Source organism: Collimonas sp. OK242, from assembly GCF_900107095.1.
Classification (GTDB): domain Bacteria; phylum Pseudomonadota; class Gammaproteobacteria; order Burkholderiales; family Burkholderiaceae_D; genus Collimonas.
On sequence record NZ_FNOR01000009.1, the window covers coordinates 141,217 to 153,217 of the forward strand.

The window sequence follows — 12,001 nt, forward strand, 5'->3', positions numbered from 1 at the left end:
GCTTGTGTCTGCTGACGCTGAGCTTACGCGGCGACTTTTTCCTTGACTGGCGCGGCGTGGCGGGCCGCATCCAATTCGCTCAGCGCCCGCTTGTATTCAGTCGGGAACACTTTGACGAATTTGCTGCGCGAGGCAACCCAGTTGTCCAGCAAGTTGCGGGCGCGCGTGCTGCCTGTGTACTTGAAGTGACGTTCGATCAAACCTTTCAAGATCGCCTCGTCAGCCTGTACTTCGCCGCCGCGCACAGTGCTGTGCCAGATCGCCTTATCGATCGTGGCTTCTTGCTCGCCCTGGCTCAATACCGGTTCCAGCGTCACCATCGCCATATTGCATTGCGCGCCAAACGTGCCGTCCGGATCGTAGACATAAGCCAGGCCGCCAGACATGCCGGCGCCAAAGTTACGGCCGGTTTCGCCCAGCACCACCACTGTGCCGCCGGTCATGTATTCGCAACCATGATCGCCGCTGCCTTCAACCACCGCAATCGCACCTGAGTTACGCACCGCGAAGCGCTCGCCGGCGACGCCGTTGAGGAAAGCCTCGCCGGCAATCGCGCCGTACAGCACCGTGTTGCCGGCGATGATGTTATCGACCGCACGACCACGGAACTCGGTGTTCGGACGCACGATAATGCGCCCTCCGGACAATCCCTTGCCGACGTAGTCATTACCCTCGCCAACCAGATCCAGTGTCACGCCATGCGCCAGGAATGCACCTGCCGACTGGCCTGCAGTGCCTTGCAACTGAATATGGATGGTGTCGTCGGGCAGGCCCTCATGACCGTATTTCTTGGCGACTTCGCCTGACAGCATGGCGCCGACGGTACGGTTCAGATTCTTGATCGGCGAGATGAACGAGACGCGCTCGCCCTTGTCCAGCGCGGCCTTGGCTTGCGCGATCAGCTTGTGATCGAGCGCCTTGTCCAGGCCGTGATCCTGCTCTTCGGTGTGGTAATACACGCCGCCTTCAGGCAATGCAGGCTGATAGAAAATACGGCTGAAATCCAGGCCTTGTGCTTTCCAGTGTGTAATCGCCCGCGACTTGTCCAGCAAATCAGCGCGGCCGATCAGTTCATTGAAACTGCGTATACCCAGCGAGGCCATGATCTGGCGCACTTCTTCGGCAATGAAGAAGAAGAAGTTGACCACATGCTCCGGCTTGCCGGAGAACTTGGCGCGCAGCACAGGATCTTGCGTCGCAACGCCGACCGGGCAAGTGTTCAGATGGCATTTGCGCATCATGATGCAGCCTTCAACCACCAGCGGTGCGGTAGCAAAACCGAACTCATCGGCCCCCAGCAAAGCGCCGATCACAACGTCGCGGCCGGTCTTCATCTGGCCATCGGCCTGAACCCGGATACGGTTACGCAAACCATTCAGCACCAGCGTTTGCTGGGTTTCCGCCAGGCCCAGCTCCCAAGGTGAGCCGGCATGCTTGATCGACGACAGCGGCGAAGCGCCGGTACCACCGTCATGGCCTGCGATCACCACGTGATCCGACTTGGCTTTTGCCACGCCGGCAGCCACCGTGCCGACACCGACTTCGGACACCAGCTTGACCGAAATCGAGGCACGCGGATTGACGTTTTTCAGATCGTGAATCAGCTGCGCCAAATCTTCGATCGAATAAATATCATGATGCGGCGGCGGCGAAATCAGGCCGACGCCAGGCACCGAGAAACGCAGCTTGGCGATGTACTCGGACACCTTGTGGCCTGGCAGCTGGCCGCCCTCGCCCGGCTTGGCGCCCTGCGCCATCTTGATCTGGATCTGGTCGGCGGAAATCAGGTATTCCGCAGTCACGCCGAAACGTCCGGACGCCACCTGCTTGATGCGCGAGCGCAGCGAATCGCCGGCTTGCAACGGGATATCGACTTCGATGCGGTCCTTACCGATTACCGACGCCAGGGTTTCGCCTTGCTTGATCGGGATGCCCTTCAATTCCTGGCGATAGCGGTTCTCGTCCTCGCCGCCTTCGCCGGTGTTGGACTTGCCGCCGATGCGGTTCATCGCCACTGCCAAGGTGGCATGTGCCTCAGTCGAAATCGAGCCGAGCGACATCGCACCGGTGGCGAAACGCTTGACGATTTCCTTGGCCGGCTCGACTTCATCCAGCGGAATCGCCTTGCTTGGATCGATCTTGAATTCAAACAAACCGCGCAAGGTCATGTGACGCTTGGACTGATCGTTGATCAGCTGTGCGTACTCTTTATAGCTGTTGAAATTGTTGGCGCGGGTCGAGTGCTGCAGCTTGGCGATCGCATCCGGCGTCCACATGTGCCCTTCGCCGCGGATACGGAAAGCATATTCGCCGCCGGCGTCGAGCGCGTTGGCCAGCACCGGATCGTCGCTGAACGCAGCGCGATGCAGGCGCAAAGCCTCTTCCGCCACTTCAAATACGCCGATCCCTTCGACATTCGATGCGGTGCCCTTGAAGTACTTCTGGGTCATGGCCTTGTTGAGGCCGATCGCTTCGAAAATCTGCGCGCCGCAATACGACATGTAGGTCGAAATACCCATCTTCGACATGACTTTCAACAAGCCCTTGCCGATCGCCTTCTGGAAGTTGTAGATCGCTTTTTCCGGCGACAACGCGCCGGGCAAGCCATGCGCCAGTTCGGTCAAGGTATCCATCGCCAGGTAAGGATGGATGGCTTCGGCGCCGTAACCGGCCAGCAGCGCAAAGTGATGCGTCTCGCGTGCCGAACCGGTTTCGACTACCAGGCCGGTTGAAGTGCGCAGGCCTTTGCTCACCAGATGCTGGTGAATCGCGGACGTGGCCAGCAATGCCGGGATCGCCACTTGCTCGGCATCGACCTTGCGGTCCGATACGATCAGGATGTTGTGGCCGGATTTGACCGCATCGACCGCCTTGGCGCACAACGACGCCAGGCGCGCTTCGATGCCTTCCTTGCCCCAGGCGACCGGATAGCAGATATTCAATTCATGCGACTTGAACTTGCCGCCGGTATGCGCGCTGATGTTGCGCAACTTGGCGATGTCGTCGTAGTTCAGGATCGGCTGCGCGACCTCCAGACGCATCGGCGGATTGATGTTGTTGGTGTCCAGCACGTTCGGCTTCGGTCCGATGAAGGACACCAGCGACATCACCATCGCTTCGCGAATCGGATCGATAGGCGGGTTGGTGACTTGCGCGAACAGTTGCTTGAAGTAGTTATACAGCGTCTTGTCCTTGTTGGACATGACCGCCAGCGGCGAGTCGTTACCCATGGAACCGATCGCTTCTTCGCCAGCGGCCGCCATCGGCGACATCAGGAACTTGATGTCTTCCTGGGTGTAGCCGAACAATTGCTGGCGATCCAGCAGCGGGATGGTCGAGCCCGATTCGAAAGGTTCCGCCTTCAGCTCATCCAGCTTGACCCGCACCGATTCAATCCATTGCTTGTATGGCTTGGCGTTGGCGAAGGTGTCTTTCAATTCCTTGTCGTCGATGATGCGGCCGGCGTCGAGGTCGATCAGGAACATCTTGCCCGGTTGCAGACGCCATTTCTGGATGATCTTGGATTCCGGGATCGGCAATACGCCGGATTCGGAAGCCATCACCACGAGGTCGTCGTCGGTGACGATATAACGCGCCGGACGCAGGCCGTTGCGGTCCAGCGTGCCGCCGATATGACGGCCGTCGGTAAACGCCATCGCGGCCGGGCCGTCCCACGGCTCCATCATCGCGGCGTGGTATTCGTAGAAGGCGCGGCGGTTGTCATCCATGGTCGTGTGGTTTTCCCACGCTTCCGGAATCATCATCATCATCGCTTGCGCAATCGGATAACCGGCCATCAGCAACAGTTCCAGCGCGTTGTCGAAACTGGCGGTGTCGGACTGACCTTCATAGATCAGCGGGAACAGTTTTTTCAGGTCGTCGCCCAGCACATGCGACTTCATCACGCCTTCGCGCGCGCGCATCCAGTTGAAGTTGCCTTTGACAGTGTTGATCTCGCCGTTATGCGCCAGCAGGCGATACGGGTGGGCCAGCGGCCATTCAGGGAAGGTGTTGGTGGAGAAGCGTTGATGCACCAGCGCCAGCGCCGACAGGCAGCGCGGATCTTGCAGGTCCTTGTAATACACGCCGACCTGGTCCGCCAGCAGCAAGCCCTTGTAGACCACGGTACGCGCCGACATCGACGGCACGAAGAACTCCTTGCCGTGCAACAGGTTCAGCGCCTGGATCGCGTGGCCGGAGGATTTGCGAATCACATATAACTTACGCTCGAGCGCATCGGTCACCATGATGTCCGGGCCGCGGCCGATAAAGATCTGGCGGATCACCGGTTCCTTATCGCGCACAGTTGGCGACATCGGCATCTCGATATCCACCGGCACATCGCGCCAGCCCAGCACGACCTGGCCTTCGGCCAGCACCGCACGTTCGATTTCCTGTTCGCAAGCGATGCGGGACGCGTTCTCTTTCGGCAGGAACACCATGCCGACGCCAAATTCGCCCGGCGGCGGCAAGCTCACGCCCAGCTTCGCCATTTCTTCGCGATAGAACTGGTCCGGCACCTGGATCAGGATCCCGGCGCCATCGCCCATCAGTTTATCCGCGCCGACCGCGCCCCGATGATCCAGATTCTTCAGGATCAGCAAACCCTGCTCAATGATCGAGTGGCTCTTCTTGCCTTTGATATGGGCGATAAAACCGACGCCACAGGCATCGTGCTCATTAGCCGGATCGTATAAACCTTGCGCTTGCATAACGTTGCTCCACCACTTTTAGAGAGTAAGGATATTAAGAATAGTGCAGACCGTCCCAGACTTCAATCACAACAATTAGGGTCAGAGTAAAATTAATCAGTCTTATTTTTGCACCAAAATCAAATGGGGACAGAGTCAATTTGGTGCATTTGATGCTTTCCATGCCCTGCTTTGTATTTTTTTATTTGTGCCCTGGCGGCTGATCCGCTACGTCGGACTGCGCCTTGAACGGCCGCCCGCGCCTGGCCGGTCGCACTCTGAGATTGCCCTGCTTCTCGAGATTTGATTTGAATTTTTCCGAGCCCAGCGCCCAACCCTTGTTGGTAGCATCCGCCAACTGGCGCGCCTGGTCGGATGTAAGTGCTTGCTCTGCCATTTGCCTATAAGCTGCTTCACGGTCGAACGGTGTATTGCCCAACGCCCAATAGAGTGCGTGATCCACGACCAAAGGATCGGCCTTGACCCCGACATGGTGCAAATAGCTCGACCACGGGTACTCGCCAGGCGTTGCCACAATGCCGGCGCGCACCGGATTCTGGTCAATGTAGCAACTACACAACATGAAATACCGCTCTGAATCTATCACCGTCGCCCTGTAGCGTCCTTGCCACAAAGTCCCGACCCGCTCGTATTTCTGATTGAAATAGGGCACATAGAAACGCCCTACCCACTGCATCATTTTCGCCAAACCTTCTGTATCGGAAGGCGTGGCGAGCAGATGTATGTGATTGCTCATCAGTACATAAGCATGGATGGCGACCTTGAATTGCTTGGAGGCATCACGCAGGCGGCCAAGAAAATTCACGTAGTCTTCCGTCTCGCGGAAGATTGCCTGGCGATCGACGCCACGCTGGATCAGGTGATGTGGCTGGTTGGGAATGACGAGTCGGGGCAGGCGGGCCATGGTAAAAAAAGGGAGCGATGAATGGATCTGTTATTTTAACGAATAATTCGACTCTGACCCCAATTGTTTGGATTTCAAAGCTTCTGCTTGCAGGATCTGGCTTAGGGCGTCGAAGGCTGGGGAGCTGTAGTCTTGGCGGCGGATCAGGAAGGTGGTGACTTTTCCTGCGCGGCCGAGGGGGTAGATGGCCAGGCTTTCGGTGCAGTTGTGTAAATCCAGTACCGATCTGGGGGCGAGGGCTATGCCGGCGCCGGCGGCGACGCAGGCTAGCATGGCGTGGTATGAGCCGAGTTCCAGGATCCGGTCCGGGCGACGGCCGGGGACGCTGCCGGACGCCAGCCAGTTTTCGGCGTGGCGCCGGTAGGCGCAGCCGTGCTCGAAGGCGACCAGGGTGCGGCTCTGCAAATCGTCGGGACCGTTTATCGGCGGGTGGCTGCGCGCGGCTAACACTACCAGCTCTTCAGCATAGAGAGGCAGCACGTCAAACAGCGGATCTTCCAGCGGGCCGGCGACCAGAGCGGCATCCAGGGTAAATGCGCGGACCCGGTCGATGAGTTGCTGGGTGGGGCCGGTGCTCAGTTCCAGCTGCACTGCCGGCCACTCCTGGTGGAAACGGGCCAGCGGTAACGGCAAGCGACTGGCGGCCGTGCTTTCCATCGAACCGATGCGCAAGCGGCCCTGGGGGACTGCGGGTTGCACCGCTTCGCGTGCTTCGCCGGCCAGATTCAATAGACGTTCGGCGTAGCCGAGCAGGGTTTCGCCGGCGGGCGTCAGCACCATGCGCTTGTGGCCACGCGAAAACAGCGGCACGCCAAGCGAGGCTTCCAGCTGGCGGATGCGCGTCGTCACATTCGATTGCACCCGATGCAATTGCTCCGCCGCGCGGGTAATGCCACCCTCGCGGACCACGGTACGGAAAATTTCCAGAGATAATAAATCCATAACTCATCTCAATTTAAGATGGATAACATTTTTATTATTCATTTTTCAGAATGATCATGTCAAGGTAGCATGCAGGTAACGTAAGCAATGCGGCCAGTCACCCTCACCCACTCATCAGGAGTATCAGCATGTCCGACATCGATACAGGCGCAACAGCATTCACGGCAGCGCTCGGCATCCGCTATCCGATCGTGCAAGGCCCGATGAACGGCGGCTCGCCGATTGAACTGGTGACTGCTGTCAGCAACGCCGGAGGCCTGGGGTCGTTTGCCGCCGCCCTGCTGCCGCCGGCGGCAATCATCGAAGCCGTGAAAAAAATCCGCAGCCTGACTTCACAACCGTTCAACGTCAATTTATTTATCCTGCAGCCGATCCAGCCAAGCGCAGCCGAACTCGATGCCGCGCAAGCTCTGCTGTTACCGTTCCGGACCGCGCTCGGTCTCGGCGCGGCGACCAATCCGCAGAAATTCAGCGAAAACTTCCAGGACCAGCTGGCTGCCTTGCTGGAAGCAGCGCCTCCGGTTGTCAGTTTCACCTTCGGCATACTCGATGCCGCAACGGTGGCGCAATTCCAGCGCAAGGGCTGCAAGGTCATCGGCACCGCAACCAACGTTGCCGAAGCGCGCGCCTGGGAACAAGCTGGCGCCGATTTCATCTGCCTCCAAGGCGGCGAAGCCGGCGGCCATCGGGCGACATTTATCGGCGATATCGAACAATCCTGCATTGGCTTGATGACCTTGATTCCACAAGCGGCCGCCGCAGTCAACGTTCCGCTGATCGCCGCCGGCGGCATCATGGACGGCCGCGGCATCGCCGCCGCCATGCTGCTGGGCGCGCAGGCAGCGCAACTGGGCACAGCCTTCCTGGCGAGCCCCGAATCGGGCATAGCGCCGGCCTGGCGCGAACAGCTGGCTAGTGCGGGCGACGACAGCACGCGCCTGACCCGCAGCTTTTCAGGCAGATACGCACGCGGCATCGTCAATCCGTACATGGAGCAGATGCGGCCGCACGAAAACGCGCTGCCCGCTTATCCGATTCAAAATGCGCTGAGCGCAGAAATCCGCCAGACCGCTGCGAAACTGGGACGATCGGAATTCATGTCGCTGTGGGCTGGCCAAGGCGTCGCGATGGCGCGCCCCATGCCGGCAGCGCAACTGGTGGCCACCCTGGCAGCGGAGCTGCAAGCTGTCGGCAATCACTAGCCTCAACTGGCAGCAACCAGCGCCGGAAAGAAATGATGTGAGCAAAAATCAGCGGAACGCCGGCTCGCTGAAACTGCGCAGCTTGCGGCTGTGCAGCTGCTCGACACCCTGATTGCGCAGCAGTTCCAGGGCCTTGATGCCGATCTTCAAATGCTGGCTGACCCGCTGCTCGTAAAAACGATTGGCCATGCCAGGCAATTTGATTTCGCCGTGCAAGGGCTTGTCCGAGACGCACAGCAAAGTACCGTAAGGAACGCGGAAACGGAAACCGTTGGCGGCCACCGTGGCGCTTTCCATATCCAGCGCAATCGCGCGGCTTTGATTGAAGCGCAACAGCGGCTTGCGATGATCGCGCAACTCCCAGTTGCGATCGTCGATAGAGGCCACCGTACCGGTACGCATGATGCGTTTCAGTTCATAGCCTTCCAGCTGGGTAATGGCAGCCACTGCATCCTGCAATGCCAGCTGCACCTCGGCCAGCGCCGGCACCGGCACCCACAGCGGCAAGTCGTCATCGAGCACATGGTCGTCGCGCACATAGGCATGCGCCAGTACGTAATCGCCCATCCGCTGCGAGGTCGACAAGCCGGCGCAATGGCCCAGCATGATCCAGCCATGCGGGCGCAGTACCGCAACGTGGTCGGTAATGGTTTTGGCATTCGACGGACCGACGCCGATATTGATCAGCGTGATGCCGGAACCGTCCGCGCGCTGCAAGTGGTAGGCCGGCATCTGCGGCTGGCGCGCTGGGGCGATACCGGTGAGCGCGCGGTCGGAAGGCAGATCGTCGAGATTGGCATTCCAGGTCGTCAAATCGCCCGGCTCGACAAACGCCGTGTATTGCTGGCGGTAGGCGCGCTGCTCAGGATCGCCGGTGGCTTGCATCAGTTCGCGCCCCATGCGGATGAATTCATCGACATAAAACGCATAGTTGGTAAACAACACATAGCGCTGGAAACGATCGGGGGAAGTCGCCGTGTAGTGCTTCAGCCGGTGCAGCGAATAATCGATACGCGGCGCAGTAAACAAAGCCAGCGGATGCGGATCGCCCGGCATTTCCTCATAAGTGCCGTTGACGATGCGATCGTCCATGGTCGCCAGGTTCGGCAGGTCAAACACATCCGGCAAAGTCCGCAAATGATCGGGATCCAGATTGCCTTCGACATGGATGCCTTCGGGGAAGGCAAAGTGCACAGGAATCGGCATGTCGCTGACGCCGATTTCCAAGGGCACGTCGTGGTTATCGCGCAGCAGCTTGAACTGGCTGACCAGGTAGTTTGTGTAGAGCGATGGCCGGGTCAAGGTGGTTTCATAGACGCCCGGGCCGGACACGAAACCGAAGGAATGGCGGGTATCGGCACGGGTGTTGAATTCGGTTGTGACGCGTACAAACGGATAGCAGGCGCGCACCCGTTCCGGCATGATTTCGCCATTCGAAAAGCGCTTGAAAGCGTCCCGCAATAACGCGGTGTGATGCTCGTAAATCTCTTGCACGCGCGCGACGGCGGCGTGGGGATCGGTGAATTGCTCAGTCGGGAACATCGAATCTCCGTAGCGATATCTGTACGCCAAGCCGATTGGCGTCATGGTCCGGACAGTTTTATCCGGACCTTACAGTTCAATTCTAACGGGATTGGCGCGAGAATGGGGTGGGAACGAGATTCGAACGCCAGGACCAGCACAGTATTACTTCAGCAAATCGTATTGGCCGCCCTTGTCGATCGCACGCCGATACGCCGGCCGTGCATGGATACGCTGTAAAAAGGCGAACAGCTTCGGCCGGCTGGCGTCCAGGCCGCCGCGCGATTGCGCAGCTTCCAGCGGGAAGCTCATCTGGATGTCGGCGGCGCTGAATTCTTCGCCGGCAAACCAGGCCGACTTACCCAATTCTCCCTCCATGAAATCCAGATGCGCCTTGAGTTGCGGATCGATGTAATTGCGCTGCACGCCGTTCGCAATCGAACGCGCCAGCGGCCGCAGCAGCGCCGGCATCGGCGGGCGCCCCAGGCGTGCGAAGATCAGCTTCATCAGCAACGGCGGCATGGCCGAACCTTCGGCGTAATGCAGCCAGTAGGTGTAGCGCAGGCGATCCTTGCTGCCCGCCGCCGGAATCAGCCTGCCGCCGCCATATTGCTGCAGCAGGTACTCGATAATCGCGCCCGATTCCGCAATCGTGTTCTCGCCGTCTGTGATGACTGGCGATTTACCCAAGGGATGAACCGCTTTCAGCGACGGCGGCGCCAACATGGTTTTCGGATCGCGCTGATACAGCTTGAGTTCATAATCCAGCCCCAGCTCTTCGAGCAACCACAGGACGCGCTGTGAACGGGAGTTGTTGAGATGGTGAACAATGATCATGGTCGGCAAGTCCGGTCGGATAGTAGGGAAAATACACGGGTATGCACAAGGGCCAGGCACCAGGGCAAGCGGAAATTACAGTCCCGCTAGCGTAACCGATTTACCCGGAATGATCCCGATTTACTAAACCTGGGCCGGACTCAATAAACCCTGGCAAGTAGCGCGCTGCGCATCTGCCGCCGCCAATTTTCCGCAAACAGCGTCCAGTTGCAGCCGCAAACGCCCTAGCGCCGCCTGATGCTTGCCGTCGCCATTCCAGGTATTGAGTTTTTTCCCCAGGCGCTCCAGCACTGAACGATTACGTTCGTAGAATGCATTCTGGGTGCTGCCCAGCTCTTGCAACATACTATGCGCAACCTTTTCTATACGGCTTTCATCCTGCGGCGCCAGTTCCAGCAAACCTGACAAATACGCCGCGCCCCATTGCAAGCGTGTCGCCGGTCCCTGTGCGGCCTGGTACGCCTGTTCATACCAGTTGATGGCGCCGGTTTTGTCGCCGCGTTTCTTGGCATTCGAGGCCAGGCTAAGCATGAAATAGTATGGCGCATGCGAACGCTTCAGCTCTGCCTTGAGCAAGCGATCAGAATCATCCAGCAAGCCGGCGTCGCTCAAGGCATGCGCGCCGGCATTGATCACCGATTGCCGCTCATAGACGTCCGTGGTTGCGCTATCGGCCAGCGCCACGCGTTGCCGCACGTCTTTGAGCAGGGCCGGCGCCAGCGCGCCGTCCGGGGTATCGATGCGCGCCAGTGATATTTGTGCCGCCAGGGCCGATAGGCGATCAGTCTTGGACAGTGTCTTAGCGCCGGACAAACGCTGCATGGCGAGGTCCCAGGCGGCGATCAGCTTGGCCCTGGCCGGCGTTTTCGGCAGCGTGGCCAGCTGCACCAGGTCAGCCGGATAGTTGGCAAATATGTCCATATTCTCACGTGCTGTATGGGCATCGCTCACCGCTTTCATCAATTGCGCTGCCGCTGCCGTTTTGTCGACGCTAGCGCTTTCACCCGACTGAGCGGCAGCTGCCGCTACCAATGCGCTCAAGGCCAGGCGATTGGCGGTATCACCAGGCGGGCAGCTTGCCGCCAGCCGCTTCAGCGTGGACGATAACTCCCTGCTGCCGACCAGCTGCTGCTCGTCGGTGTCCCAGGAATAATAAGCCAGCAAGCGCCATTCGTCCGCCGTCAGCTTGCCGCCGGCGAGGGCTGCCTGCAAGGTTTGCCGGACCGGACGATTGGCGCTGATGCCGAGTGTCAGCGTCTGCAAATAGCGGTCGGCGTCGACTTCGCCTGGCAAACGGGTGATTTCCTTGCCGTCGGGCTGGAACAGGATCATGGTCGGATAGCCGCGCACCTTGAACCGTTCGCCGAGCTTTTGTGCGCCGGCGCTGTCGCCGTCGATATGCACCGGCACGAAGAAACGCGAACGCTCGATAAACCCTTGCCGGTTAAAAATCGTGGCTTTGACTTGGTTGCATGGCGGGCACCAGGCCGCGCCCCAATACAGGAACAAAGGCTTGTTATGCGCTTTGGCAAAGGCGAAAGCGGCATCGACGTCGCCTTCATACCAATTGATGCCTTCCGCGGCTGCAGCCGGCTTTGATTCGGTAGCGGTCAAGGCCATGGCAGGCGCGGCTGCGCACAGCAGTGCGGCCAATACCGCCGCGGTAGCGGATAAATTCTTCATCTTATCCTTCATCCCATATTCATCCATCATGCAAACAGGTAAAGCCGCAACCGGCCGGAGCCGGCTGCAGCTCTGAAAATATCTGTTACGAACCAAAGTGATCATTGAATTCCAGCCACCCCTGACGACCGTAAGGGTTGTGGCTAGCTACGGGATAATACGGCCAACCGGCGGCATTGTCTTGTCTCATGGAATTAAAT

7 protein-coding genes are annotated in these 12,001 nt (G+C 59.2%); 1 reads left to right on the plus strand and 6 read right to left on the minus strand.

From position 1 onward, the window contains the following. Positions 1–23: 23 nt before the first annotated feature. The 3 genes from BLV81_RS11860 to BLV81_RS11870 all read right to left on the minus strand — a co-directional run bounded on the left by BLV81_RS11860 (position 24) and on the right by BLV81_RS11870 (position 6,558). A complete protein-coding gene (locus tag BLV81_RS11860; protein ID WP_092356137.1) occupies positions 24–4,712 on the minus strand; it encodes a glutamate synthase-related protein in 4,689 nt (1,562 codons plus the stop codon). A gap of 181 nt (positions 4,713–4,893) precedes the next feature. Beyond that, positions 4,894–5,616 carry a transposase gene (locus tag BLV81_RS11865; protein ID WP_092356140.1) on the minus strand — a complete coding sequence of 241 codons (723 nt, stop codon included), beginning with the start codon at positions 5,614–5,616 and terminating at the stop codon, positions 4,894–4,896. A gap of 30 nt (positions 5,617–5,646) precedes the next feature. Then, positions 5,647–6,558 carry a LysR family transcriptional regulator gene (locus BLV81_RS11870; protein ID WP_092356143.1) on the minus strand — a complete coding sequence of 304 codons (912 nt, stop codon included), beginning with the start codon at positions 6,556–6,558 and terminating at the stop codon, positions 5,647–5,649. Between the two features lie 128 nt (positions 6,559–6,686). Here BLV81_RS11870 and BLV81_RS11875 point away from each other — a divergent pair, with 128 nt between their 5' ends. Next, entirely contained in the window at positions 6,687–7,760 is a 1,074-nt protein-coding gene (locus tag BLV81_RS11875; RefSeq protein ID WP_092356146.1) for an NAD(P)H-dependent flavin oxidoreductase, read from the plus strand. 48 nt (positions 7,761–7,808) lie between these two features. Here the strand turns inward: BLV81_RS11875 and BLV81_RS11880 are convergent, their stop codons facing one another. The 3 genes from BLV81_RS11880 to BLV81_RS11890 all read right to left on the minus strand — a co-directional run bounded on the left by BLV81_RS11880 (position 7,809) and on the right by BLV81_RS11890 (position 11,813). Further along, positions 7,809–9,302: an AMP nucleosidase gene (locus tag BLV81_RS11880; protein WP_092356149.1), complete on the minus strand. Its 1,494-nt coding sequence runs from the start codon at positions 9,300–9,302 to the stop codon at positions 7,809–7,811. Between the two features lie 144 nt (positions 9,303–9,446). After that, entirely contained in the window at positions 9,447–10,118 is a 672-nt protein-coding gene (locus BLV81_RS11885; protein ID WP_092356152.1) for a glutathione S-transferase, read from the minus strand. A 123-nt stretch (positions 10,119–10,241) separates the two neighbouring features. After that, positions 10,242–11,813 carry a thioredoxin family protein gene (locus BLV81_RS11890; protein WP_176992824.1) on the minus strand — a complete coding sequence of 524 codons (1,572 nt, stop codon included), beginning with the start codon at positions 11,811–11,813 and terminating at the stop codon, positions 10,242–10,244. Positions 11,814–12,001 lie beyond the last annotated feature (188 nt).